This window comes from Paracoccus limosus, from assembly GCF_009711185.1.
Classification (GTDB): Bacteria; Pseudomonadota; Alphaproteobacteria; order Rhodobacterales; family Rhodobacteraceae; genus Paracoccus; species Paracoccus limosus.
Genome location: NZ_WMIF01000008.1, coordinates 57,604 through 80,495 on the forward strand (window position 1 = coordinate 57,604; position 22,892 = coordinate 80,495).

The following is a 22,892-nucleotide window of genomic DNA, read 5'->3' on the forward strand; positions in this document are numbered from 1 at the left end:
GCCGGGGGGGCATAAATTCAAAACCCCCCCCCGTGGGGGGGGGTTTTTGGGTTGGGGGGGGGGGGGGGGGGGCCCCCCCCCCCCGACGCCGGGCCTTCCCCTCGATGGGGCAGGCCCGGCGTTCCCCCCGGGATATTTTCCCACGAAAGAAGGGGTTCAGAGTTTGCCGGTCAGTTCCGGGATGGTGGTGAACAGGTCTCCGACCAGGCCGTAGTCCGCGATCTGGAAGATCGGGGCTTCTTCGTCCTTGTTGATGGCGACGATGACCTTGCTGTCCTTCATCCCCGCAAGGTGCTGGATCGCGCCCGAGATGCCGATGGCGACATACAGTTCAGGCGCAACCACCTTGCCGGTCTGGCCGACCTGCCAGTCGTTCGGCGCATAGCCCGAATCTACCGCCGCGCGCGAGGCGCCGACGGCGGCGCCCAGCTTGTCGGCCAGCGCCTCGATGATCTCGAAGCTGTCTTTCGAGCCGACGCCACGGCCGCCCGACACCACGCGCTTGGCCGAGGTCAGTTCGGGACGGTCCGATTGCGCGACCTCGTCCGAGAGCCAGCTCGACAGGCCCGGATCGGCAGCGGCAGCCGCCTCGGCCACCGCGGCCGAACCGCCCTGGCCGGCCGCGTCGAAGCTGGCGGTGCGCAGCGTGAACACCTTTTTGGCGTCTTTCGACTTCACCGTCTGGATGGCGTTGCCGGCATAGATCGGGCGCTCGAACGTGTCGGCATCGACGACTTTCGAGACATCCGACAGCACCATCACATCCAGAAGCCCGGCGACGCGGGGCAGGATGTTCTTGGCGTCCGTGGTGGCCGGGGCGGCGATATGGCTGTAATCGCCGGCCAGCGATACGATCAGCGCCGCAGTCGGTTCGGCCAGCCGGTGGCCATAGAGCGCGTTTTCGGCGACCAGCACCTTGGCCACACCGGCGATCTTGGCGGCTTCCGCGGCCGCAGCTTGCGCCGAGGCGCCGGCGATCAGCACGGTCACATCGCCCAGACCTTGGACGGCATTGACGGCTTTGGCGGTCGCATCGACGTTCAGCGCGCCATCGGTGACTTCACCCAGAATCAGAACGGCCATCAGATCACCCCCGCTTCTTTCAGTTTCGACACCAGCTCGTCGACCGAGCCGACCTTGATGCCGGCCTTGCGGCCCTCGGGCTCGCGCACCGAGACGACCTCGAGGCGCGGGCTGGCGTCGACGCCGTAATCGGCCGGGGTCTTTTCGTCCAAGGGCTTCTTCTTGGCCTTCATGATGTTGGGCAGCGAGGCATAGCGCGGCTCGTTGAGGCGCAGGTCGGCGGTGACGACTGCCGGCAGGCTGACCTCGATGGTCTGCAGACCGCCATCGACTTCGCGGGTGACTTTCGCCTTGCCGCCGTCCAGTTCCAGCTTGCTGGCAAAGGCCGCCTGACCCCAGCCCAGGATCGCCGACAGCATCTGGCCGGTGGCGTTCATGTCGTTGTCGATCGCCTGTTTGCCGGCGATGATCAGCTCGGTGCCTTCGGCCTTGGCGACGGCGGCGAGGATCTTGGCGACGGCCAGCGGCTCGATGTCCTGATGCACGTCATCGGCGGCGACGACCAGAATGGCGCGGTCTGCACCCATGGCCAGCGCCGTGCGCAGCGTTTCCTGCGCCTGTTTGACACCGATCGAGACCGCGATCACTTCCTCGGCCTTGCCCGCCTCTTTCAGACGGATCGCTTCTTCGACCGCGATCTCGTCAAACGGGTTCATCGACATCTTGACGTTTGCAAGATCGACACCCGACCCGTCAGCCTTGACACGGGCCTTAACGTTGTAGTCGATCACGCGCTTGACTGGCACGAGGACTTTCATCGGCCTCTCCCCTTTGGTTGCGTCACCTGTTCGGTGAGTTTGTTAGCTGGCCGTCTGGGCCAATAATAGAGAAAAAACGACGGGTTTCGGTCGTTACGCAACGATCCCGTCATGTTGTCGCTAACGACTTGCACCCGGCACCCAAAGGATGTCCCGGCTGCCGTTTTCGTTGGCCACCCGCCCGGCCACGAACAGCCAGTCCGAGAGCCGGTTGAGATATTTCACCGCCGCCGGATTGGCGCCATCGGCGATGGCCACGGCGGCGCGTTCGGCGCGGCGCGCGACCGTGCGGCACAGGTGCAGATGCGCGGCCAGCGCCGTGCCGCCGGGCAGGATGAAGCTGCGCAGCGGCGCCAGATCGGCGTTCATCGCGTCGATTTCCGTCTCGAGCCGCGCCACCTGCGAATCGATGATGCGTAGCACCGGATAGGGCGCCTCGGCATCCTCCTCGATGCGCGGGCGCGACAGATCGGCGCCAAGGTCAAAGAGATCATTCTGGATCACCGCGATGCGTTCGGCCAGCGGGCCTTCGGCATGCAGCCGGGCCAGACCCAGCGTGGCGTTCAGCTCATCGACGGTGCCATAGCTCTCGACCCGCTGGCTGTCCTTGCGCACGCGTTCGCCATTCGACAGTGCGGTTTCGCCACCGTCGCCGGTGCGGGTATAGATGCGGTTCAGAACGACCATGACTAGCCCTTGCTGCGTGCCCAGAGATAGATCAGGAACACCGCGATGGCGACGGCCTGGGCGATGATGCGCCAGCGCATCAGCCGGTTGCCATGCTTGCGGTTGAACTCGCCGCCCTTGGCAAAGCCGCCGATGCCGGTCGCAAGGATCGCGACCACGGCGAGGCAGCAGAGCACCAGCAGGTAGAACAGCGGATCATGTCGCATGGGCGGACCCCTTTCGGCCGGTAACCTAGCTGCGCCGCGCCAGCCAGTCCAGAGCGCGCGTGGGCAGAAGCCGCCGCGCCGTGCCCGCGAGCCGCGTTGGCGTGGTCACATAATAGCGCGGGCGTGGGTTCGCTGCCTCTAACGCTTGCGCGATCCTTTCGCTGACGGCACGGGGCGGCAGTTCGAAGCGGTCCTTTTTCGCCGCCGGATGGTAAAGGCGTTGCAGCAGCGTGGCCTCGTATTGGGCGCGGCGCGGGCTGGATTGCCAGTCGATCCAACGCTCGAAATGCGGGATCGAGTTCAGGCGGATCCTGGTCCCGATCGGGCCCGGCTCGATCAGCACGAATTTCACCGGCGTATCGGCCATTTCGGCGCGCAGCACATCGGTCAGCCCCTCCAGCGCGAATTTCGTGGCTACATAGGCGCCGCGCCACGGAATGCCGACCAGGCCAAGGACCGAGCTGATATTGACCACGCGCCCGCCCTGCGCCCGGAAATGCGGCAGCAACCGGCAGGTCAGGTCATGGGTGCCGAACAGGTTGGCCTCAAAAATCGCACGCAGGGCGCCGCGCGGCAGATCCTCGGCCGCGCCCGGAATGGCAAAGGCCGCGTTGTTGACCAGCGCATCCACCCCCAGCGCCAGCGCCTGATCGGCACAGCGCGCCACGCTGCCCTCATCGGACAGCTCCAGATGCAGCGCCTCCATCCCCTCGTCGCGGCGCGCGTCCAGATCGTCGCCGCGCCGGCAGGTGGCGATCACCCGCCAGCCGTGTGCCTGCATGTGCCGCGCCGCATCCAGCCCGATGCCCGAGGAACAGCCGGTGATCAGAACGGTTTTCATGCGCGCCTCCTCTTTTGGGCGGGGTTCTGCGCCAGCCGGCCCGCTCGCGCAAGGCGCGCATTTCCGGCTGGACCGGGCGCGCGGGCGGGCCTATTCACCAAACCATGTCAGACGATCCGAATATTCCCGATCCTGCGCAGGATCAGACCAGCACCGAACCGCTGTCGCGCGCCATTGGCGAGCGTTACCTGACCTATGCGCTGTCGACGATCATGCACCGCGCGCTGCCCGATGCCCGCGATGGGCTCAAGCCCGTGCATCGCCGCATCCTTTACGCGATGCGCGAGCTGCGCCTGTCGCCGACCGGGGCGTTCCGCAAATCGGCCAAGATCACCGGCGATGTGATGGGCAACTATCACCCGCATGGCGATGCCGCGATCTATGATGCGATGGCGCGCCTCGCGCAGCCCTTTGCCATGCGCTATCCGCTGGTCGACGGGCAGGGCAATTTCGGCAATATCGACGGCGACAACCCCGCCGCCAGCCGCTACACCGAGGCCCGCCTGACCGCCACCGCCGAGGCGCTGATGGAGGGGCTGGCCGAGAATGCCGTCGATTTCCGCCCGAACTACGACGGCACGCTGGAAGAGCCCATCGTGCTGCCGGCGGCCTTTCCGAACCTTCTGTGCAACGGCGCCTCGGGCATCGCGGTCGGCATGGCGACCAACGTGCCGCCGCATAACCTGCACGAAGTCATCGACGCCTGCCTGCATCTGATCAAAGCGCCGGATGCGCGCGACGACACGCTGGTTTCCATCATCCCCGGTCCGGATTTCCCGACCGGCGGCGTGCTGGTGGAAACCCGCGAGACCATCGCCGAAGCCTACCGCACCGGGCGCGGCAGCCTGCGCCTGCGCGCGCGCTGGTCGGTCGAGGATCTGGGCCGCGGCAACTGGCAGGTGGTCGTCACCGAAATTCCCTATCAGGTGCAGAAATCCAAGCTGATCGAGCGTCTGGCCGAGGTCATCCAGACCAAGAAAGTGCCGATCCTGGCCGATGTGCGCGACGAATCCGCCGAGGATGTCCGCATCGTGCTGGAGCCGCGCGCCCGCAACGTCGACCCCGAACAGTTGATGGCGGCGCTGTTCCGCGTCTCGGATCTGGAAATCCGCTTCGGGTTGAACATGAACGTGCTGATCGACGGCCGCGTGCCCAAGGTCTGCTCGCTGAAAGAGGTGCTGCGCGCTTTCCTTGACCACCGGCGCGAGGTGCTGGTGCGGCGTTCGAACCACCGGCTGGACAAGATCGCCGCCCGGCTCGAGGTGCTGGAAGGCTATATGATCGCCTTCCTGAACCTCGACCGTGTGATCGAGATCATCCGCTACGAGGACGATCCCAAGGCGGTGATGATCGCCGAATTCAAGCTGACCGATGTGCAGGTCGAGGCGATCCTGAACATGCGCCTGCGCGCCCTGCGCCGCCTTGAGGAAATGGAACTGCGCAGCGAGCACGAAAACCTGACCGCCGAGCGCGCCGCCTTGCAGGCCATGCTGTCAGATGACGGCGCGCAATGGGCCCGCATCGCCGAAGAACTGCGCGAGACGCGCGGCAAGTTCGGCAAATCCGCCCCCGGCGGCCTGCGCCGCACCGAGATCGGCGAGGCGGGCGAGGTCGCCCCCATCGACATGGATTCGATGATCGAGCGCGAGCCGATCACCGTGATCCTGTCGAAAATGGGCTGGATCCGCGCGATGAAGGGCCATCAGCCGCTCGATGCCGAGATCAAGTTCAAGGACGGCGACGGCCCCTTCATGGCGCTGCATGCCGAAACCACCGACAAGCTGATGGTCTTTGCCGCCAATGGCCGCTTCTACACGCTGCCGACCAACAACCTGCCCGGCGGGCGCGGCATGGGCGAGCCTCTGCGCCTGATGATCGACCTGCCCAATGACGCGCCGGTCATCGCGATGTTCCCGTGGCGCGCCGATCAGCGTTACCTTGTCGCCTCGAAGGCGGGCGACGGCTTCATCGTGCCCGCCGCCGACATTCTGGCGCAGACCCGCACCGGCAAGCAGGTGCTGAACGGCGATCCGCTGCTGTGCCGTCCGGTGACCGGCGACCATCTCGCGGTCGTTGGCCAGAACCGCAAGCTGCTGGTCTTCCCGCTCTCGGAACTGCCCGAGATGGGCCGGGGCAAGGGCGTGCGCCTGCAGAAATACAAGGATGGCGAGCTGTCCGACGCGATCTGCATCACGCTGGCCGACGGCTTGCGCTGGCAGGAAAGCGGCGGACGCACCCGCACCGAACCCGATCTCACCGAATGGCTGGGGAAACGGGCCGGCACCGGCTATATGGCGCCGCGCGGTTTCCCGCGCGACAACAAGTTCAATTGAACGGGGGCGGGCCTTGCCCCCGTTTCCGGCACGGGCGCTGATCTTCAGGCGCTGGTCTTGGGCTTGACCACCGGCGTCTGCACCGGCGTGCCGGAGGCAGATTGATCCTGCATTTTCGCCTTGCCGGGACAGGCCAGAGCGGGCAGCGCCGTCATCGACAGCGCAAGGGCCAAGGCGACAGTTCTTCCGATCATCGTCTTTCTCCTCTGGTCAGGGGCTTCAGCCTCTCATGCGGGACCGATTCGTTCAATCCCGCCCAGGTGGCGCCGCATGGCCCGTTCGGCCCCGCCGGGCCAGATCTGCTTTGCCGCGATCCGCATTTTTCATCGCTGCCGCCGGGCAGTGACGCAAAAACCGGCAATCGTCCCGATCACCCGCCCCGCACCCGCCTCGATGGTTGAGCACCGCCGCAGTGCGACGCAACCTGAACAAGACGGGGCCCGCATCCCCGCCACCCCGGGCCGCACGGGGTTCTTCATGGCAGTGCCGCCGTTCTTGCCGCGTCTCTCCTCCCTCCGCGTGACGCAAGAACGGCGGCCTCTTTTTCCGGGCTGCCGCTTCCATTCACCATTTTCCAAATACCCATGCTGGGGCTGCGGCCGGGCGGTGCGCCCTCAGTCCGGGCGCTCCAGCAGATAGATATCCATGATCCAGCCATGCGCCGCCCGCGCCGCCGCCCGCGCCGCCAGAATGCGCGGCCCGGCCTCGGACAGATCGCCCGCGATCAGCATCTGCTCGGCCATGCCCAGAAACGCGCCCCACCAGATCCGGGTGCCGTTTTCGGGCAGCGTCTGGAACGAACATTCACCGTCCAGCATCACCACCACGCGGCGCACCCCTTCGGGCCAGCCATTCTCGCGCAATTGCCGGCCGGTGGTGATCTGCACCGGCTCGGCCACGGCATTCATCGGGATGCGATGCGCCGCGCACAGCGCCTGCACGGCGGTGATGCCCGGCACCACCCGCAGGTTCAAGGGCAGGCGCCGCCCGACGCGCTCGGCGATGCGCAGCGTGCTGTCGTAAAGCGAGGGATCGCCCCAGACCAGCAGCGCCGGGCGCTGCGCGCGATATTCGCGGATGACCTCTTCCCAGCGCAGGGCGATGGCGTCGTGCCAGTCCTCGACGCCCTGACGATAGCCTTGCCGGCTGTCGCGTTGCGGCATCTCGAACCGTGCCAGCGGCGGCGGCCGGCGCAGCAGCTTGTGGCACAACATCTCGCGCAGCTCGCCAAGGTCGGATTTATCCTCGCCCTTGGCAGGGATCAGGATCAGATCGGCCAGCTCCATCGCCGCCACCCCCTCGCGGGTCAGGTGGCCGGGACTGCCGGTGCCGATGCCGATCAGGGACAGCTCGATCATGGGGCCTCTCCGATCAGGTGAAAGAACGTGCCCGAGGCATGGCCGCGACAGGATCCGGTCTCGGCCACCGCATCGCCATTGGCGTCGGTGACATGGGCAAGCGCGGCGTCGGGCTGGCTCAGGATGGTGGCATAATGGAACTCATGCCCGGTCAGCGCGCCGCGAAACAGCCCGGCCTCGGGCAGGGCGCGGCGATAGCCCAGATGCATCCGGCGCTTTTCATAGCTGGTTTCCAGCCCCAGAAGCCCGGCCATCTCGTGCCGGAGGCCTTGGGCATCGACCAGCCCCGCGCCCATCGCCATATAGCCGCCGCATTCGCCATGCACGGGCCGGGTTTCGGCAAAGCGGCGCAGCCCGGCGCGGAACCCATGGGCCGAGGCCAGCCGGCCGGCGTGCAGCTCGGGATAGCCGCCCGGCAGCCAGCAGGCGCCGGCGCTGTCATCGGGCGCCTCGTCCGCCAGCGGCGAAAACGGCAGGATCGTCGCCCCCGCCGCACGCCAGCCCGCGATCAGATGCGGATAGACAAAGGAAAAGGCCGCGTCCTGCGCCAGCGCGATCCGCCCGGCCGGGGGCGGCAGCGGGCGAAAGGGCTGCGGCCCGATCCCGCCGCGCGCCGCCGCGATGATCGCATCGAGGTCCAGATGCCGCGCCGCCGCCGTCCCTGCCGCCGCCAGAAACGCCTCCAGCGCGCCATGTTCCTGCGCCTGCACCAGCCCCAGATGCCGCTCGGGCAACTCGATCCCGGCCTCGCGCGGCAGGACGCCCAGCACCGGGATCGCCAGCGCATCAAAGGCCAGCCGCATCAGCGCCTCGTGCCGGGGGCTGGCGACGCGGTTTAGCACCACCCCCGCCAGCGCCACATCGGGCCGCATCTCGCGAAACCCCAGCGCCACGGCGGCGGCCGATTGCGCCTGTCCGCGCGCGTCGATCACCAGCAGCACCGGCCAGCCGGTCAAAGCGGCGATATCGGCGCTGGCCCCGTTGCCAAGGCCGCCGACCGTCGCCACCCCGTCAAAGAGGCCCATCGAGCCCTCGGCCAGCGCGATATCGGCATCCTCGGCCGCGCCCAGCAGATGCGCGATCTGGTCGCGTCCCATCGCCCAGCTGTCCAGATTGAACGAATCGCGCCCTGCCGCCGCGCGGTGAAAGGCCGGGTCGATGTAATCGGGCCCGCTCTTGAAGGGCTGCACCACCAGCCCGCGCGCGCGCAGGGCCGCGATCAGGCCCAGCGTGACCGTGGTCTTGCCCGCGCCCGAGGCCGAGGCGCTGACGACCAGCCCCCTCATTCGGGAAACCTCGGATCGGTGCCGACGGGGCGGAAGCGGCGGTCGTAATCGCCCGCGTAAAGCCGGCTTTCGTCAAAGCCCTCGGCGGCCAGCGCCCGGCCGACAAGGATCAGCGCCGTGCGCTCGCCCGCGCCGATGCCGGGGTCCAGTGTGGCCAGCGTGGCGCGGATGATGCGCTGATCGGGCCAGCTGGCGCGAAAGACCACGGCGACCGGGCAATCGGACCCATAATGCGGGATCAGCTCGGCCTGCACCCGGTCCAGCACATGCACCGACAGATGGATGGCAAGCGTGGCGCCGGTGGCGGCGAAATTGGCCAGCGCCTCGCTCTCGGGCATGGCCGAGGCCCGGCCCGAGGTCCGCGTCAACACCACCGATTGCGCAAGGCCGGGCAGGGTCAGTTCCGCCCCCAGCGCGGCGGCGGCGGCGGCGAAACTGGGCACGCCCGGCGTCACGTCATAGGGAATGTCCAGGGCGCGCAGCCGGCGCAATTGCTCACCCATGGCCGACCAGACCGACAGATCGCCCGAATGCAGCCGGGCCACGTCCTGTCCCGCCGCATGGGCTGCGGCGATTTCGGCGATGATCGCGTCCAGATCCATGCTGGCGGTGTTGACGATGCGTGCGCCCGGCGGGCAATGCGCCAACAGCGCCTGCGGCACCAGCGATCCGGCATAAAGACAGACCGGGCAGGCGGCGATCAGGTCGCGGCCGCGCAGAGTGATCAGGTCGGCGGCACCGGGGCCGGCGCCGATGAAATGGACGGTCATGCGGGGTCTCCTTGGGCGATGGCGCAGGTGGCCATGCCGTCTTGCGATAGGGCGCGGGGGGCCAGCAGCCGCGCGCCGGGCGCGAGCGCCGCCAGCGCCGCCGCCTCGGCCAGCGAGCCGGTGCCGCACAGGGCGGCGACACGCGGCGATTGCGTGGGGGTGGCGATACCCGCGACCTCGACCGCCAGCAGCGGCAGGCCGGCCTGCTGCGCCAGTTCGCGGATCGCCGGCGCCCCGGCCTTGGCATGGCTGGTGGCCAGCGCATCGACCTGACCAGAGCATCCGGCACGGGCCAGCGCCCCGGCCAGCGCCTCGGCCAGTGCGGCGGTGGGGGCCGCGGTGCGAAACCCGAAACCTGCCACCCTCATGCGCTGGCCCAGATGGTGACGCTGCGTGCCGGGGTCCAGCCGCGCATCCGGCCAAGGGGGGCGGCCTCTTCGACCGAAAGCCGGGTCAACTGGCCGCCGTGCTCGGCATGCAGCATGGCGACCAGCGCTTCGGTTTCCAGCGTGACGGCATTGACCACCAGACGCGCGGGGGGCAGGGCGGCGATCAGCCCGGCATTGGCCCCGCCGCCGACGAAAATCGCATCCGGCGCCGGCAGCAGGGCCAGCGCATCCGGCGCCGCCCCGGCCACGGCCCGCATCCGCCCGGCCAGACCAAAGGCCTCGATATTGGCGACGATATTGTCCAGCCGGTCGGGGCGCGGCTCGATGGTCACGGCGCGGCCGCCGTTCAGGCACCATTCGACGCTGACCGAGCCCGAGCCGCCGCCGATGTCCCACAGCAATTCGCCGGGCCGGGGCGCCAGATGCGCCAGCGTCACCGCGCGCACGGCGCGGCGGGTGATCTGGCCGTCATGGGCAAAGGCCGCGTCGGGCAGGCCAAAGCCGCGCGGCAGCCCGCTGCCCGGCGGCAGCTCTGCCCCGTCCAGCGCCACCGCGACCGGCGCCGTGCAGGTCAGCGCAAAGCCCTGCGCCGGCGTGCTGGCGACATATTCGCGCGGCCCGCCCAAGGCTTGCAGGACGGTCATCCGCACCGCGCCCAGCCCCTGCGCCACCAGCCATGCGGCCAGCGTGGCCGGCGCCTCGCCATCGCGCATCAGGCAGATCGCCCGCGCGCCGCGCGCCATGACCGGGCGCAGCCGGGCCAGCGGCGCGACATGCAGGCCAAGGCAGGTCACGTCCTCCAGCCGCCAGCCCATCCGGGCAGCGGCCAGCGAAAACGTCCCCGGCGCCGGAAAGGCCCGCCATTCGCCCGGCGCCAGCGCCTCGGCCAGCGTGGCCCCGGCGCCGTGCCAGAACGGATCGCCCGAGACCAGCGCCGCCACCCTTTGCCCGCGATGGGCAATAAGCGGCGCGATGTCGAAGGGCACCGGCCAATGCTGGCCCGCGACCCCCGCCAGCGCCAGATGCCGGGGCGCGCCAAAGACGATTTCCGCCGCCGCCAGCGCCGCGCGGCTTGCAGCGGGCAGCCCCTCCGGTCCATCCTCGCCCAGACCGATGATCGACAACCAGGGCTCAGCCATGACGCGCATCCTTATTCTGGGCGGCACGACCGAGGCCGGCGCCATGGCCCGCACGCTGGCCGAGGCCGGTCTGAACGCGATCTATTCCTATGCCGGGCGCACGGCGAACCCGGTGGCCCAGCCCCTGCCGACGCGGATCGGCGGCTTTGGCGGCATCGAGGGGCTGGCGCAATTCCTGCGCGACAATGCCATCAGCCATGTCATCGACGCCACGCATCCCTTTGCCGAAGGCATGAGCCGCAATGCCATCGCCGCCTGCGCGGACACGGGCATTCCGCTGATCGCGCTGGAGCGCCCCGAATGGGCCGCGGCGTCGGGCGACGACTGGCGCCATGTCGCCGATTACGCCGCCGCAGCCGAGGCTCTGCCCGGCGATGGCTCGGGCGTGTTTCTGGCCATCGGCCGGCAGAACCTGACGCCGTTTCTGGGGCGCGGGCATCGCTGGCTGCTGCGCTTTGCCGAGGTGGCGGCGCATCCGCTGCCCGATGCCACGCTGATCGTGTCGCGCGGCCCGTTTTCCGTGCCCGGCGATCTGGAGCTGATGAAGCGCCACGCCATCGGCCATCTCGTCACCAAGAATGCCGGCGGGCGCGCGGCCCATGCCAAGCTGGAGGCGGCGCGGATGCTGGGCATCCCGGTGGTGATGATCGCGCGTCCCGCCCTGCCGGAACGGCATGTGGTCGCAAGCCCGGCGCAGCTGATGGGCTGGCTGGGTCATGCCGAGCGCGGCGTATAGACCCAGCGCCCGGCCCGCCGCGTCGCGCTGTTGCCCAGAATGATGACGGTGCGCATATCGGCCATCTCGGGACGGGCCTCGGCCAGAGTGACGGTCAGCAGCGCCTCCTCGGGGGTGGTGACGGCGCGGGCAAAGCTGATCAGCCGCTCGGGGCCGCAGCTTTCGCGCAGGATCTCCAGCACGCGGGCAAAGCCCTCGGGGCGGGATTTCGAGCGCGGGTTGTAAAAGGCCATGGCGAAATCGGCCTCGGCGGCCAGCCGCAGCCGCTTTTCGATCAGCGCCCAGGGTTTCAGATTGTCCGACAGGTTGATGGCGCAGAAATCATGGCCCAAGGGCGCGCCCAGCCGGGCACTGGCGGCCAGCATGGCAGTGATGCCGGGCAGGATGCGGATTTCGGGCGCCGGATCGTCGCCCAAGGCCTCGAACAAGGCCGAGGCCATGGCGAACACGCCCGGATCACCGGACGAGACCACCACCACCTGCCGCCCGTCCCGCGCCAGCGCCAGCGCATGGCGGGCGCGGTCCAGCTCGACCCGGTTGTCCGAAGGGTGCAGCGCCAGCCCCGGACGCGGCGCCACGCGCGCGACATAGGGAATATAGCCGATCACATCGCTGGCCTGATCCAGCGCTGCCTGCACCTCGGGGGTGATCAGGTCTTCGGCGCCCGGACCCAGACCCGCGACCGCGACCCAGCCGGTCATTCGGCGGCATCCGCCAAGGGCCGGCGGCCATGGCCATGGACCAGCACGGTGGCGAAATAGGGGCAGGCGTCCAGATCGGCCTGCGCCAAAGGCGTCAGCCGCTGGTTGGGCATGGTGCCGCGTTCAACCAGCCATGCGTCCGAAAGCCGGCCCGCCGCCTGCAGCGCGCGGGCGATCTTGGGCAGGTTGCGCCCGGTCTTCATCACCACCACCGCATCGGCGGCGGTGATGTGGCGGGTCAGATCGGTCTCGCTCAGCGTGCCCATCAGCACGGTCATGGCGTCGTCGCCCCATGTCATCGGCTGGCCCACGGCGTTCCAGCAGCCGGTCATGCCGGGGATGCCGGGGATCACATCGACCTCGACCAGCCCTTGCAGGCGGGCGTGCAGATGCATGAACGAGCCGTAGAACAGCGGATCGCCCTCGCAAAGCACCACCACATCGCCCGCGCGCGCCAGATCGACCAGCCGCGCAGTCCAGTCGTCATAGAATTCGGCCAGCAGGCGGTTGTATTCGGGGCTGGCAAAGGGGATCTCGACCGTGACGGGGTATTCCATCGCGTGTTCGATCACATCTGCGGCCAAAAGATCGGCGACGATGCGCCGCGCCTGACCCGAGCGCCCCTTCTTGCGGAAATAGGCGATCTGGCGCGCGCCCCGGATCGCCCGGTCGGCGCGGACCGAGATCAGGTCGGGATCGCCCGGGCCAAGGCCCGCGCAGATGATCTTTCCGGGGTTTTGGCCCATGGCTATTCCTTCCGGCTGGCCAGCGCGTTGACGGCGGCGACGGTGATGGCCGAGCCGCCCAGCCGCCCGCGCACGATCAGCGCCGGCGCAGGCAGGTCGGCCATCAGCGCGTCCTTGGATTCGGCGGCGCCCACAAAGCCCACTGGGCAGCCGATGATGGCGGCCGGGCGCGGGCAGGCGGGGTCTTGCAGCATGTTCAGCAGGTGAAACAGCGCGGTGGGGGCATTGCCGATGGCGACCACGGCGCCCGCCAGATCGTCGCGCCACAGTTCCAGCGCGGCGGCGCTGCGGGTATTGCCCATGCGCGCCGCCAGGTCGGGCACGCGCGGGTCCTGCAGCGTGCAGATCACGCGGTTATTCGCGGGCAGGCGGGGGCGGGTGATGCCCTCGCTGACCATGCGCGCGTCGCACAGGATCGGCGCGCCGGCGGCCAGCGCGCGGCGCGCCGCCTCGGTCATGCCGGGGGAAAAGGCCACGTCGCGTTCCAGCCCGACGAGGCCTGCGGCATGGATCATGCGCACCACCACCGGCTCTTCCTCGGGGGTGAAGCGGGCAAGATCGGCCTCGGCCCGGATGGTGGCAAAGGATTGGCGATAGATCGCGGCGCCGTCGGTTTCATATTGGTGCATCATGGGCTCTCCATTGCGCGAGCCGGCTCGCAAGGTCAATGCGGCTGAGCGCGCAGGCCAGCGGCGGGTCGGCCGTCGTGCCATCGGCGATCAGGTCAAAGCGGTCGGGCCCGGTCGCGACCAGCGTGATCGCCGCCCGCCCGCGATGGGCGCAGCCCTTGGCGCAGCCGCTGACATGCAGGCTGGCGGCCAGCGGCGCCAATGTGCGGGCCAGCTCGCGCGTCTCGGCGCGGGCCTGCGGGCAGGCGGGTGCGCCGGTGCAGGCGTGACTGCGCAGCAGCGGATCGCCGGGGGCCTCGATGGCCCCGGGGATCCGGACCTTTTCGGGCGTTTCCAGAAGCAGCATCCGCCATGGCGTCAGCCGGATCGGGGCCGTGATCGCGGCCAGCTGCGCCGCCGTGATCTGGCCAAAGGCAAAGCCCAGCAGCCGCCCCTGCGCCAAGGGGCCGGGCTGCGGTGCGGGGGCAGGGGCGGGCAGGCCGCCCGGCACCGCATCGGAATGGCGCGTGCCGCCCGCGATCAGTGCCCGCATCCGGCCCCGCCCGGCGCTGACGCCGCCCTGCGCGATGAACCAGCCCGCCAAGGCCAGTGCATCCTGCGCGGGGTCGGCGGCGGGCAGGTGCCAATCCGCGCCCTCGGGGTGCAGATGCCAGCCCGTGCCTTTGGGGATCAGGCGGATGTCGGCCGGGGCCTCGGACAGAACCGGCGCGGCCTCATCGATGGCAAAGCCGAATTTCCCCGGCAGGTCGGGCGCATCGGGGGCCGTCAGGCGGCGCGACAGCTCGGCGGCCAGATGCCATGCCGGGCCGTCGACCGGCGCCACAGGGCTCAGCATGACATTGCGCCGCGCCTCGGCCGCCGGGCTGTCGTCCAGCAGTCCCAGCGCGTCCAGCGCCGTGATCGCCTCGGCATGGCCGGCCTGATCCAGCCCGCGCAATTGCAGATTGGCGCGGCTGGTCAGGTCGATCAGCCCATTGCCCAGACGCGCTGACAGATCGGCGATCACGCGGCTTTGTTCGGGCAAGAGCCGCCCGCCCCGCGCCCGGATGCGCAGCACCAGCCCGTCGCCCGACCGCATCGGCCGCAGTGCGCCGGGGCACCAGCCCTTGATCTGAAAGCTCATGGCGCGACCCCCGCCAGAACCGAGTTGCGCCGCGTGATCCAAAGCCCGCTGTCCAGAAGCCGCGCAAACAGGTCGCGCATGGCGGCCAGCGCGGCGGGGTTCTCGCGCGCCATGAAATCGACCACCTCGGCGCGGCCCAGCGTGGCGTCGTGGTAAAGGTCGAACAGATGCCCCGGCACCACGCCCGCCAGATTGGCGAAGGCCGCCATATGGTCCAGCGTCGCAGCGATCTCCGCCGCGCCGCGAAAGCCGTGGCGCATCATGCCATCGGCCCAAGCCGGATCGGCGGCACGGGCGCGGGTGACGCGGGCGATTTCCTCGGTCAGCAGGCGGGCGCGGGGAGTATCGGGGCGGGTCGCGTCCAGATGGTAAAGCGCGGGCGCGGGCGCGCCGATCCGGGCCATGGCGGCGGCGAATCCCGCCTCATGAGCGGCATAGTCGCTGGCCAGCAGCAGGTCGGATTCGGGCAGGTCCTGCGCGTGGACAAACGCATCGGCGGCGGCAAGCCGGTCGCGGATCGCCTGCGGCTGATGCGTGATCGCGCCGTCCGCCGCGATGGCGTGGGACGAGGCGGCGAGCCATGCCTCGCCCGCCTGCGCGCGGGCCGCGTCGGTGAAGGTTTCGGCCAGATCGGTGATCGCAAGGCCGTAAAGGCCGGGTTTGGGGCCAAAGACGCGGGGGGCGCGGGCCAGATAGGGATTGTCCTCGGGGGCTTCCTCACGCTGGGCCAGGGCCTGCGCCCCGGTCTCGAAAAGCTGCGCCAGCCCCGGAAACACGTCGCGAAACAGGCCCGAGACGCGCAGCGTCACGTCGATGCGCGGGCGGCCCAGCTCGGCCAGCGTGACGATCTCGATGCCCGAGACGCGGCCCGTGGCACCGTCCCAGCGCGGGATCAGGCCCGCCAGATGCAGGGCCATGGCGAATTCCTCGCCCGCCGTGCGCATGGTGGCGCTGCCCCACAGATCGACCACCAGTCCGCGCGGCCAGTCGCCGTGGTCCTGAAGGTGGCGGCGCAACAGCTCCTCGGCCAGTTTCACGCCTTGGGCGTGGGCATTGCGCGAGGGCACGGCGCGCGGATCGACGGTGAAGAGATTGCGCCCGGTCGGCAGCACATCCTGCCGCCCCCGCGCGGGCGAGCCGGAGGGGCCGGGCGGGACATGGCGGCCCGCCAGCGCGTCCGCCAGCCCCTGCATTTCGCCCGCTGCGGTGCCGTAGACATGCAGCCCATCGCCGAAGCGGCTGTCTTTCAGATCGCACAGAAAGCGGTCGATCAGCGGGATCGCCTCGGCGGGGGCTGCGTCGGCGGGCAGGCCCAGATCGGTTTCGACACCTGCGGCGCGGGCCTCATCGCGGATTGCCCCGATCAGCCGGTCGCGGCGGCGCGGGTCCAGCCCGTCAGCGGTAGAATATTCGTCCAGAAGCCGTTCCAGATGCGTCAGGCTTTCGGGCAGGCTGGCCGCGACCAGCGGCGGCGGCACGTGGCCCAGCGTCACCGCGGACAAGCGGCGCTTGGCCTGTGCGGCCTCGCCCGGATCATTGACGATGAAAGGATAGATCACCGGCAGATCACCCAGCAGAGCTTGCGGCCAGCAGGCATCGGACAGCGCCACCGACTTGCCGGGCAGCCATTCCAGCGTGCCATGCGCGCCCATATGGATCAGCGCATCGGCCTGCGTGCATAGCCACAGGTAAAAGGCGACATAGTCGTGGCGCGGGGTCCGCGACAGGTCGTGGTAATCGTCGCTGCGGCTGGCGACCTCGCCCCGTTCCGGTTGTAGGGCGACCAGGGCACCGCCGTGGTGCAGGGCAGCGAAATCAAACCCATCGGGCGGCGGGCCCCATGCGGCGTGCAGATCATCCTGCAGGACCTGCGGCAGGGCGCGCAGCGCGGTGCGGTAGTCGGCCAGCGGCCAGTGGATGCGTTCCGTGGCCAACCGCTGCGCCAGATCCTGATGCGCCATCCCCAGCACCGCCCCGGTCGAGGCCAGCGCGTCCAGCCCCACCGCATGGGCGATCTGATGCGATTTGCCGGGATAGGTCGAGAGCACCACCGCAGGCCGCCGGGCGGGCAGGGCCAGCCGCGCCTTGATCCGGGCCACTGCCGCCGCGATCAGGGCCGCGTCCGGGGCGTGGATCATGCGCGAGAATTGCAGATCGGGGTCGCGCGGCTGCGGTTCCTTGAAGCTGATCGCGCCCAGGAAAATGCGGCCATCGACCTCGGGCAGGACGACATGCATGGCCAGATCGGCGGCGGACAGACCGCGATCCTCGGCCTGCCACAGCGCGCGCGGCGCGGTCGACAGCGCGACCTGAAACACGGGGCATCCTGCGGCGTCAAAGGGCGTCGCGCCCTGATCGTCGCGCGCGGAAAATGCGGTCAGGTTCACCACCGCGCGGATGCCTGCCAGATGCGGGGCCAGCCATGCGGCCAGACCCGGCATTTTCAGCGAGGGGGCAAACACCCCCGTCGCTGGCAGCCCCGCCTGTCGCAGCGCGCGGATCATCGCATCGACCGGGGCCAGATCGGCCGAGGTCAGATAGCTGCGATAGAAGCTGACCAGCACCCCCGGCGCGGGGGCGGGGATCACGCCATGGTCAGGGTCGTAAAAGCCGAAATCGGGCAGTTCAGAGGTGTCCGGCACCGGCGCTGCGGGCAGGTCTGCCGCCTGCGCCAGTTCCGCCAGCGCCCTCTGCGCCGCCACCGCGCCGCCCTGATCACAAAGCTGGCGCAGGCGTTTCAAGCGGTCGGGGGGCAGGGTCGACAGCCCCTCCAGCACCTTGTCGCGGCGGCCATCGGCGGGCAGGAAAGCCAGCGCAATGCCGCGCCTGCGCGCCAGATCCTGCAGGCTGGCTGTGCCGTAGGGCCAATAGGCCTCGCCGCCGATCAGGCGGACCAGCACCGCCTTGGCCCCGGACAGCACCGTGTCGCAATATTGATCGACCGAAACCGGATGGCGCAGCGCCGAGATGTTGCACAGCCGCAGGCTGGGCAGGCCCGCCCGGCCGCGATGCCAGCCCGCCGCGAAAGCGCCAAGGTCGCTGTCCGAATAGGACAGCACGACCAGATCGGCGGGGGTCTGGCCGGGGTCGGTCGGAACCTCGGTTTCCTCAAGCCCCCGGCTTTCGCGGAAGACGACGTGCATTTACGCGGCCAGAACCGCGCGGATCGCGGCGGGGTCGATGTCGTCATGTTCCGCAATCACCACCAGACGCGAGGCGCGGGGCGCGGCGCCCCAAGGCCGGTCATATTGATGGCGCACGCGTTCGCCCACGGCCTGCACCAACAGGCGCATCGGCTTGCCCGCGACGGCGACATGGCCCTTGACGCGCAGGATCTTTTGGTCGCGGGCCAGACGGGCGATGCGCTCGGCCAAATCGGCGGGGTCGGTGATTTCGGGCAGCTCGATCACAACGCTGTCGAAATCGTCGTGTTCATGATCGTCGGCGCCGTCATGATGGCTGGGGCGGGCGTCCAGATCATCCTCGGCGGCTGCACCAAGGCCAAGGATCACGCGCGGGTCGATCACGCCATCGGTCAAAGGCAGGATCGGCAGCTGACGCGGCGTCTCGGCCTCGATCACGGCGCGGGCGGCGGCAAGGCCCGCATCGCCCGCCAGATCGGCCTTGGACAGAAGGACGATATCGGCGCAGGCGATCTGATCCTCGAACACTTCCGACAGGGGCGTTTCGTGGTCCAGACTGTCATCGGCCTCGCGCTGGGCCTGTACGGCGGCCTCATCGGGGGCAAAGCGGCCTGCCGCCACGGCCTCGGCATCGGCCAGCGCGATCACGCCGTCCACAGTGATGCGCGAGCGGATCGCGGGCCAGTCAAAGGCCTTGAGCAGCGGCTTTGGCAGCGCCAGACCCGAGGTCTCGATCAGGATGTGATCGGGCTTTTGCGGCATCGCCATCAGCTTTTCCAGCGTCGGGATGAAGTCATCGGCGACGGTGCAGCAAATGCAGCCGTTCGACAGCTCAAGGATGTTCTCCTCGGGGCAGTTTTCGTCGGCGCAGGATTTCAGGATCTCGCCATCGACGCCCATGGTGCCGAATTCGTTGACCAGCACGGCCAGCCGCTTGCCCTGCGGGTTCTGCATCAGATGGCGGATCAGCGTGGTTTTCCCCGCGCCCAGAAAGCCGGTGATGACGGTGACGGGGGTCTTGGTCAGGTCGGTCATGATCTATCCCAGTGGAGGTATGCGCGCGATGCTGCGCTTGCGGAAAATGGTCACACGTTCGCGCCAGGGCACGATGCCATCGGCGGTCTGCGCATAGGCGGCGGCGCCTGTCAGGATTTCGGGTGCGTCGGCTTCGGTCATCTGGCCATAGACATAGGTCCAGCGGTCGGGCCCGCTGAGCGCGATGGCCGCGCCGTTATTGCAGGCCGACAGGCATTCCACGGGCTGGATGCGCACGCCGGGCGGATCCGGATGGCGCAGCAGTTCTGCCATCAGCCGCGCGCCGGGCACGGGTTCGCCGTCCAGAACCGGCTCGCCTGCGCGACAGGTGATGCAGACATGCAGCGTGACCGTCATAGGCCCTTCCTCAGCTTATGGCGGCAGGGGACGGAGGGCCGGACGGCCCCCGAAACCCCAGCGGGAACACCCCGTCCGCCGGTCAATCCTTTGCGCTGGCAGGTCTCCCGGCTTGCGGATTCGGGCTTTGCGGCCCACGGGCGGCCCACCTTCCCGGCATGTTGCCAGTGGCACGGGGCCGACCTTTCCGGTCACGGTCGCGGGGGCGGCTGCTTTGGGGGTTGCCCCCGGTCGCATTCCCTTTTCACCTGCCCTAAGGACAGGAACCAGCGCTGCAAAGCTCTGCGCGCCCGCCTGCCGCTTGTCAAGCAAAGGAGTCGGCCATGACCACCGAAGACAACGCCCGCCATGCCGAAAAGATGGCCAAGGTAAAGGCCGCGCGTGACCGCATGATGGCGGATCGGCAGGGCGAAAAGGGGCTGATCATCGTCCATACCGGCAAGGGCAAGGGCAAGTCGTCATCCGGGTTCGGGATGATCCTGCGCTGCATCGCGCATGAGATGCCCTGCGCGGTGGTGCAGTTCATCAAGGGTGCATGGGACACCGGCGAGCGGCGGTTGCTGACCGGGCATTTCGGCGATCTGTGCCAGTTCCACGCCATGGGCGAGGGCTTTACCTGGGAAACCCAGGACAAGGCGCGCGACATTGCCGCGGCGCGGGCCGGGTGGGAGAAGGCCAAGGAGCTGATCCGCGACCCCAAGATCCGCATGGTGCTGCTGGACGAGATCAATATCGCGCTGCGCTATGACTATCTCGACAGCGCCGAGGTCGTGGCCTTTTTGCGCGACGAAAAGCCCGAGATGACCCATGTCGTGCTGACCGGGCGCAATGCGCCGCCCGAGCTGATCGAGCTTGCCGATCTGGTGACCGAGATGGAGGTGGTCAAGCACCCGTTCCGCGACGGCATCAAGGCGCAGCCGGGCGTCGAGTTCTGAGGAAGGGCGGGGGGCTGTCTGCCCCCCGCACCCCCCGAGGATATTTGCCCACGAAAGAAGCGGGGCGGGGCGTCAGTCCTCTTGCTGGCCGGTCAGACTGAGCAGCAGTTGGAAGATGTTGACGAAGTTCAGATAAAGCGACAGCGCGCCCATGACCGCCAGTTTCTGGCGCGTCTCGTCGTCATGGTGTTCGGCATATTGCAGCTTGATCGACTGGGTGTCCCATGCGGTCAGGCCGACGAAGACGAGGATGCCGATGATCGAGATGGCAAATTGCAGCGCCGAGGAGCCGAGGAAGATGTTGACGATGCTGGCGATGATCACGCCGATCAGACCCATCATCAGGAAGCTGCCGAACTGGCTGAGGTCGCGCTGGGTGGTGTAGCCATAAAGGCTCATGGCGCCGAACATCGCCGCCGCGCCGAAGAAGGCGCGCGCAATCGAGGTGCCGGTGAACACCAGAAACACGGAGGCCAGCGACAGGCCCATTACCGCGCAGAAGGCCCAGAAGAGCGTCTGTGCCGTGGCCCCCGAGATCGCCTCGATGCGGAAGGACAGGAACATCACGAAGCCCAGCGGCGCCAGCATCACCAGCCATTTCAGCGGCGAGCCAAAGATCGGCACGTAAAGCGCCGGCACCGAGGCGACCAGCATGGCGACGACGCCGGTGACCAGCAGGCCCAGCCCCATGTAATTGTAGATGCGCAGCATATGGGCGCGCAGGCCCTGATCGAAAAGGGCGCCGCTTTGGGCGGGGGCGGACGAGAACGGGCTGCGTTCGCGCGATTGGTAATCCATCGGTTTCTCCTTCAGTAAAGCGTTTCGGACAGGGCCTGCGCGGTCTGCTGCAAGCGGTCCGGCGCGGCCTTGTCGGCGATCAGCACATGCGCCGTCTCGCCGATCTGGAACCAGGCGATGCTGCTGTCGCCATTGCGGTCAGTCTGGGGCATGGTCACCGCGAAATGTCCGGTGCGGACGGCGAAATGCGTCAGCCGGCCAAGTTCGCCGCCGTCGAAGACCAGTTCGACCCCCGGCCCCTGCGGCGAGGGAAAGACCTGCGCGTCGCGCAGCCGCCATGCCGGATCGAAGCGGGGCAGCAGGATGCCGGTGCTGGCCCGGATCTCGGCCGGGTCGAGGTCGGGGCTGGGGTGTTGGGAATGCATGGGCAGGCGCAGCAGGCTGGCCTGACGCGCGGCAAGCGCCGCCTGCACCACCGGCGGCGGCGGCATGGCGGCGACGCCCGGCGTGACCGAGAGCGGGCCGAAGCCGGCATGGGCGAGCCAGCCGACCGCGACCAGACTGGCGACCGGCACCAGCCGCACCAGCCGGCGCATGCGCTCGTGCTGGCGCAATGCGCGGGCGAGCCGGCCGGCCGCGATCCGCGTCTGGGGCGGGGGCGGCGCGGTGGGGGCCAGCGCCAGACGCAGTTCGCGGCGCAGGCGCATGTCCTGCATCACCTCGGCGGCCGCCTGCGGGTGGCGCGCCAGATGCGCCTCGACCCGCAGGCGCTGCCAATCGTCGAGCTGATCGTCGACATAGGCCTGCAGATCCAGGTCCGTCACCGTGTCAGGCATCGTCTGCATCGCGTCCTCCGACCAGTTTCAGGCTTGGGGTGGTGGCGCGGCCATCCTCGAAGTCGCGCAGCGCCTTGCGGGCGCGGGCCACGCGCGACATCAGCGTGCCCATGGGCACCTGAGCCAGCGCCGCCGCCTCGGCATAGGTCAGCCCTTCGACCGCGACCAAGGCCAGAGCCTCGCGCTGGTCGGGGGGCAGGTCCAGAAAGGCCGCGCGCAATTGCGACAGGCGCACGGCGGCATCCTGCGGCGCGTCCATCGCCCGGGGCGTCAGCGCCGCTGCCTGCGCCTCGCGCCGCCGGCGCGACAGCTGCGCCCGGTTGCGGTCCAGAAAGGCGTGGCGCAGGATCCCGAACAGCCATGCCCGCAGATTGCCGCCCGGACGCAGGCTGCGGCGGTGTTCATGCCCGCGCAGCAGCGCCTCTTGCACCAGATCCTCGGCGTCGGATTCGTCGCGCGAAAGCGCCAGCGCATAGCGGCGCAGCGCGGGCAATTGGTTCAGCAAAGGGTCAAGATCATCGGCCATCCTGATCCATAGACGGCGCCGGGGCCGGTTCTTGTTCCTGCCGCCCGCAAAAAAACTGCGCGGGGCTCAGTTCGCCGGGCGTTCGCCCCCCAGCGCCGCGTCCTCCTCGGCCTCGGAGAGGGCGGCGCCCGCGCCCACCGCCTCAAGCGCGGCATCCATGGCGCTTTCGTCCGAAACCGGGCGGAAGCTGCCCGCGCGCGTGTCGCGCAGCGCGGCAAAGCGCTGGCGCCAGCCGTCGCGTTCGCGGCAGGCCAGCACCGCGCGCACCGCGCCGTCGCGCGCCATGTCATAGCGGCGGCAAAGCTGGCCCTGACTGCCCCGGAACGAGGCGATCATGCGCAGCTGGGTGCCGTCATCAAGCCCGCGCATCTGCCCCGAGTGCAGCTCGGTCAGGGCGGCGCGCTCGGGCTCGGGCATGGTCATGGCCAGCGGGTTGTCCTGTGGCAGCCAGCGCAGCCCGAACCCGGCCAGCACGATCAGGACCGCCAGCACCGGCAGGCCACGTTGCATCAGCAGGGACAGGGTGTGGCTGGCCAT

Annotated in this window: 25 protein-coding genes and 1 riboswitch; of the genes, 3 read left to right on the plus strand and 22 right to left on the minus strand. The window is 69.1% G+C overall.

Annotation, left to right across the window (positions count from 1 at the left end; translation table 11 throughout):
- Positions 1–156 precede the first annotated feature (156 nt).
- The 5 genes from GL279_RS07660 to GL279_RS07680 form a co-directional block, all read right to left on the minus strand.
- Entirely contained in the window at positions 157–1,083 is a 927-nt protein-coding gene (locus GL279_RS07660) for an electron transfer flavoprotein subunit alpha/FixB family protein (RefSeq protein WP_155064037.1), read from the minus strand.
- Positions 1,083–1,841 (minus strand): electron transfer flavoprotein subunit beta/FixA family protein, encoded by a 759-nt coding sequence (locus tag GL279_RS07665; protein ID WP_155064038.1) that lies wholly within the window; start codon positions 1,839–1,841, stop codon positions 1,083–1,085. Before GL279_RS07665 ends, GL279_RS07660 begins: the two co-directional genes overlap by 1 nt.
- Before the next feature lie 120 nt (positions 1,842–1,961).
- Positions 1,962–2,528 (minus strand): cob(I)yrinic acid a,c-diamide adenosyltransferase, encoded by a 567-nt coding sequence (locus GL279_RS07670; RefSeq protein ID WP_155064039.1) that lies wholly within the window; start codon positions 2,526–2,528, stop codon positions 1,962–1,964.
- Positions 2,529–2,530: 2 nt separating this feature from the next.
- Entirely contained in the window at positions 2,531–2,734 is a 204-nt protein-coding gene (locus GL279_RS07675; protein ID WP_155064040.1) for a twin transmembrane helix small protein, read from the minus strand.
- 25 nt (positions 2,735–2,759) lie between these two features.
- A complete protein-coding gene (locus GL279_RS07680; protein WP_155064041.1) occupies positions 2,760–3,575 on the minus strand; it encodes an SDR family NAD(P)-dependent oxidoreductase in 816 nt (271 codons plus the stop codon).
- 104 nt (positions 3,576–3,679) lie between these two features.
- On the opposite strand from GL279_RS07680, the gene parC reads away from it, so the two are divergent.
- Positions 3,680–5,908: a DNA topoisomerase IV subunit A gene (gene parC, locus GL279_RS07685; protein WP_155064042.1), complete on the plus strand. Its 2,229-nt coding sequence runs from the start codon at positions 3,680–3,682 to the stop codon at positions 5,906–5,908.
- 44 nt (positions 5,909–5,952) lie between these two features.
- On the opposite strand, the gene GL279_RS07690 is transcribed toward parC, so the two are convergent.
- The 6 genes from GL279_RS07690 to cbiE form a co-directional block, all read right to left on the minus strand.
- On the minus strand, positions 5,953–6,102 hold the full coding sequence (locus GL279_RS07690) for a hypothetical protein (RefSeq protein WP_155064043.1): 150 nt from the start codon (positions 6,100–6,102) through the stop codon (positions 5,953–5,955).
- Between the two features lie 420 nt (positions 6,103–6,522).
- Positions 6,523–7,266 carry a precorrin-6A synthase (deacetylating) gene (cobF, locus tag GL279_RS07695; protein WP_155064044.1) on the minus strand — a complete coding sequence of 248 codons (744 nt, stop codon included), beginning with the start codon at positions 7,264–7,266 and terminating at the stop codon, positions 6,523–6,525.
- The gene (locus tag GL279_RS07700) at positions 7,263–8,552 is read right to left on the minus strand and encodes a cobyrinic acid a,c-diamide synthase CobB (RefSeq protein ID WP_155064045.1); all 1,290 of its coding nucleotides are present in this window, start codon (positions 8,550–8,552) and stop codon (positions 7,263–7,265) included. Before GL279_RS07700 ends, cobF begins: the two co-directional genes overlap by 4 nt.
- A complete protein-coding gene (gene cobM, locus GL279_RS07705) occupies positions 8,549–9,322 on the minus strand; it encodes a precorrin-4 C(11)-methyltransferase (protein ID WP_155064046.1) in 774 nt (257 codons plus the stop codon). Before cobM ends, GL279_RS07700 begins: the two co-directional genes overlap by 4 nt.
- Positions 9,319–9,690 carry a cobalamin biosynthesis protein gene (locus GL279_RS07710; RefSeq protein WP_155064047.1) on the minus strand — a complete coding sequence of 124 codons (372 nt, stop codon included), beginning with the start codon at positions 9,688–9,690 and terminating at the stop codon, positions 9,319–9,321. Before GL279_RS07710 ends, cobM begins: the two co-directional genes overlap by 4 nt.
- Positions 9,687–10,850, minus strand: a complete 1,164-nt coding sequence (cbiE, locus tag GL279_RS07715; protein WP_155064048.1) for a precorrin-6y C5,15-methyltransferase (decarboxylating) subunit CbiE — start codon at positions 10,848–10,850, stop codon at positions 9,687–9,689. Before cbiE ends, GL279_RS07710 begins: the two co-directional genes overlap by 4 nt.
- On the opposite strand from cbiE, the gene GL279_RS07720 reads away from it, so the two are divergent.
- Entirely contained in the window at positions 10,849–11,586 is a 738-nt protein-coding gene (locus GL279_RS07720) for a cobalt-precorrin-6A reductase (RefSeq protein WP_155064049.1), read from the plus strand. The two genes, cbiE and GL279_RS07720, sit on opposite strands and share 2 nt — an antisense overlap.
- Here the strand turns inward: GL279_RS07720 and cobJ are convergent.
- From cobJ to GL279_RS07755, 7 genes are read right to left on the minus strand one after another with little or no spacing between them, the layout of a single operon-like run.
- Positions 11,565–12,287 carry a precorrin-3B C(17)-methyltransferase gene (gene cobJ, locus GL279_RS07725; protein ID WP_155064050.1) on the minus strand — a complete coding sequence of 241 codons (723 nt, stop codon included), beginning with the start codon at positions 12,285–12,287 and terminating at the stop codon, positions 11,565–11,567. The two genes, GL279_RS07720 and cobJ, sit on opposite strands and share 22 nt — an antisense overlap.
- Positions 12,284–13,033: a precorrin-2 C(20)-methyltransferase gene (cobI, locus tag GL279_RS07730; RefSeq protein WP_155064051.1), complete on the minus strand. Its 750-nt coding sequence runs from the start codon at positions 13,031–13,033 to the stop codon at positions 12,284–12,286. Before cobI ends, cobJ begins: the two co-directional genes overlap by 4 nt.
- Before the next feature lie 2 nt (positions 13,034–13,035).
- Complete coding sequence (locus tag GL279_RS07735; protein WP_155064052.1) at positions 13,036–13,665, minus strand: precorrin-8X methylmutase; 630 nt, start codon at positions 13,663–13,665, stop codon at positions 13,036–13,038.
- Positions 13,649–14,785 (minus strand): precorrin-3B synthase, encoded by a 1,137-nt coding sequence (locus tag GL279_RS07740; RefSeq protein WP_155064053.1) that lies wholly within the window; start codon positions 14,783–14,785, stop codon positions 13,649–13,651. Before GL279_RS07740 ends, GL279_RS07735 begins: the two co-directional genes overlap by 17 nt.
- On the minus strand, positions 14,782–17,928 hold the full coding sequence (gene cobN, locus GL279_RS07745; protein ID WP_155064054.1) for a cobaltochelatase subunit CobN: 3,147 nt from the start codon (positions 17,926–17,928) through the stop codon (positions 14,782–14,784). Before cobN ends, GL279_RS07740 begins: the two co-directional genes overlap by 4 nt.
- Positions 17,929–18,963, minus strand: a complete 1,035-nt coding sequence (cobW, locus tag GL279_RS07750; protein WP_155064055.1) for a cobalamin biosynthesis protein CobW — start codon at positions 18,961–18,963, stop codon at positions 17,929–17,931.
- 3 nt (positions 18,964–18,966) lie between these two features.
- Positions 18,967–19,320: a DUF1636 family protein gene (locus GL279_RS07755; protein WP_155064056.1), complete on the minus strand. Its 354-nt coding sequence runs from the start codon at positions 19,318–19,320 to the stop codon at positions 18,967–18,969.
- An 80-nt stretch (positions 19,321–19,400) separates the two neighbouring features.
- A riboswitch (cobalamin riboswitch) is annotated at positions 19,401–19,606 on the minus strand.
- A gap of 37 nt (positions 19,607–19,643) precedes the next feature.
- Here GL279_RS07755 and cobO point away from each other — a divergent pair.
- Complete coding sequence (cobO, locus tag GL279_RS07760; RefSeq protein ID WP_155064057.1) at positions 19,644–20,255, plus strand: cob(I)yrinic acid a,c-diamide adenosyltransferase; 612 nt, start codon at positions 19,644–19,646, stop codon at positions 20,253–20,255.
- A gap of 72 nt (positions 20,256–20,327) precedes the next feature.
- Here cobO and GL279_RS07765 read toward each other — a convergent pair whose 3' ends face one another.
- The 4 genes from GL279_RS07765 to GL279_RS07780 form a co-directional block, all read right to left on the minus strand.
- Positions 20,328–21,053, minus strand: coding sequence for a Bax inhibitor-1/YccA family protein (locus GL279_RS07765; RefSeq protein WP_155064058.1), 726 nt, complete (start codon positions 21,051–21,053; stop codon positions 20,328–20,330).
- A gap of 11 nt (positions 21,054–21,064) precedes the next feature.
- Positions 21,065–21,838, minus strand: a complete 774-nt coding sequence (locus GL279_RS07770; protein WP_155064059.1) for an anti-sigma factor family protein — start codon at positions 21,836–21,838, stop codon at positions 21,065–21,067.
- A complete protein-coding gene (locus GL279_RS07775) occupies positions 21,822–22,355 on the minus strand; it encodes a sigma-70 family RNA polymerase sigma factor (protein WP_155064060.1) in 534 nt (177 codons plus the stop codon). Before GL279_RS07775 ends, GL279_RS07770 begins: the two co-directional genes overlap by 17 nt.
- Positions 22,356–22,421: 66 nt before the next feature.
- Positions 22,422–22,892 (minus strand): hypothetical protein, encoded by a 471-nt coding sequence (locus GL279_RS07780; protein WP_155064061.1) that lies wholly within the window; start codon positions 22,890–22,892, stop codon positions 22,422–22,424.

Coding starts and splice junctions, on each gene's coding strand:
- GL279_RS07660 (WP_155064037.1), bottom strand. CDS start 1,083: ATGGCCGTTCTGATTCTGGGTGAAGTCACCGATGGCGCGCTGAACGTC.
- GL279_RS07665 (WP_155064038.1), bottom strand. CDS start 1,841: ATGAAAGTCCTCGTGCCAGTCAAGCGCGTGATCGACTACAACGTTAAG.
- GL279_RS07670 (WP_155064039.1), bottom strand. CDS start 2,528: ATGGTCGTTCTGAACCGCATCTATACCCGCACCGGCGACGGTGGCGAA.
- GL279_RS07675 (WP_155064040.1), bottom strand. CDS start 2,734: ATGCGACATGATCCGCTGTTCTACCTGCTGGTGCTCTGCTGCCTCGCC.
- GL279_RS07680 (WP_155064041.1), bottom strand. CDS start 3,575: ATGAAAACCGTTCTGATCACCGGCTGTTCCTCGGGCATCGGGCTGGAT.
- parC (WP_155064042.1), top strand. CDS start 3,680: ATGTCAGACGATCCGAATATTCCCGATCCTGCGCAGGATCAGACCAGC.
- GL279_RS07690 (WP_155064043.1), bottom strand. CDS start 6,102: ATGATCGGAAGAACTGTCGCCTTGGCCCTTGCGCTGTCGATGACGGCG.
- cobF (WP_155064044.1), bottom strand. CDS start 7,266: ATGATCGAGCTGTCCCTGATCGGCATCGGCACCGGCAGTCCCGGCCAC.
- GL279_RS07700 (WP_155064045.1), bottom strand. CDS start 8,552: ATGAGGGGGCTGGTCGTCAGCGCCTCGGCCTCGGGCGCGGGCAAGACC.
- cobM (WP_155064046.1), bottom strand. CDS start 9,322: ATGACCGTCCATTTCATCGGCGCCGGCCCCGGTGCCGCCGACCTGATC.
- GL279_RS07710 (WP_155064047.1), bottom strand. CDS start 9,690: ATGAGGGTGGCAGGTTTCGGGTTTCGCACCGCGGCCCCCACCGCCGCA.
- GL279_RS07720 (WP_155064049.1), top strand. CDS start 10,849: ATGACGCGCATCCTTATTCTGGGCGGCACGACCGAGGCCGGCGCCATG.
- cbiE (WP_155064048.1), bottom strand. CDS start 10,850: ATGGCTGAGCCCTGGTTGTCGATCATCGGTCTGGGCGAGGATGGACCG.
- cobJ (WP_155064050.1), bottom strand. CDS start 12,287: ATGACCGGCTGGGTCGCGGTCGCGGGTCTGGGTCCGGGCGCCGAAGAC.
- cobI (WP_155064051.1), bottom strand. CDS start 13,033: ATGGGCCAAAACCCCGGAAAGATCATCTGCGCGGGCCTTGGCCCGGGC.
- GL279_RS07735 (WP_155064052.1), bottom strand. CDS start 13,665: ATGATGCACCAATATGAAACCGACGGCGCCGCGATCTATCGCCAATCC.
- GL279_RS07740 (WP_155064053.1), bottom strand. CDS start 14,785: ATGAGCTTTCAGATCAAGGGCTGGTGCCCCGGCGCACTGCGGCCGATG.
- cobN (WP_155064054.1), bottom strand. CDS start 17,928: ATGCACGTCGTCTTCCGCGAAAGCCGGGGGCTTGAGGAAACCGAGGTT.
- cobW (WP_155064055.1), bottom strand. CDS start 18,963: ATGACCGACCTGACCAAGACCCCCGTCACCGTCATCACCGGCTTTCTG.
- GL279_RS07755 (WP_155064056.1), bottom strand. CDS start 19,320: ATGACGGTCACGCTGCATGTCTGCATCACCTGTCGCGCAGGCGAGCCG.
- cobO (WP_155064057.1), top strand. CDS start 19,644: ATGACCACCGAAGACAACGCCCGCCATGCCGAAAAGATGGCCAAGGTA.
- GL279_RS07765 (WP_155064058.1), bottom strand. CDS start 21,053: ATGGATTACCAATCGCGCGAACGCAGCCCGTTCTCGTCCGCCCCCGCC.
- GL279_RS07770 (WP_155064059.1), bottom strand. CDS start 21,838: ATGCAGACGATGCCTGACACGGTGACGGACCTGGATCTGCAGGCCTAT.
- GL279_RS07775 (WP_155064060.1), bottom strand. CDS start 22,355: ATGGCCGATGATCTTGACCCTTTGCTGAACCAATTGCCCGCGCTGCGC.
- GL279_RS07780 (WP_155064061.1), bottom strand. CDS start 22,892: ATGGCCAGCCACACCCTGTCCCTGCTGATGCAACGTGGCCTGCCGGTG.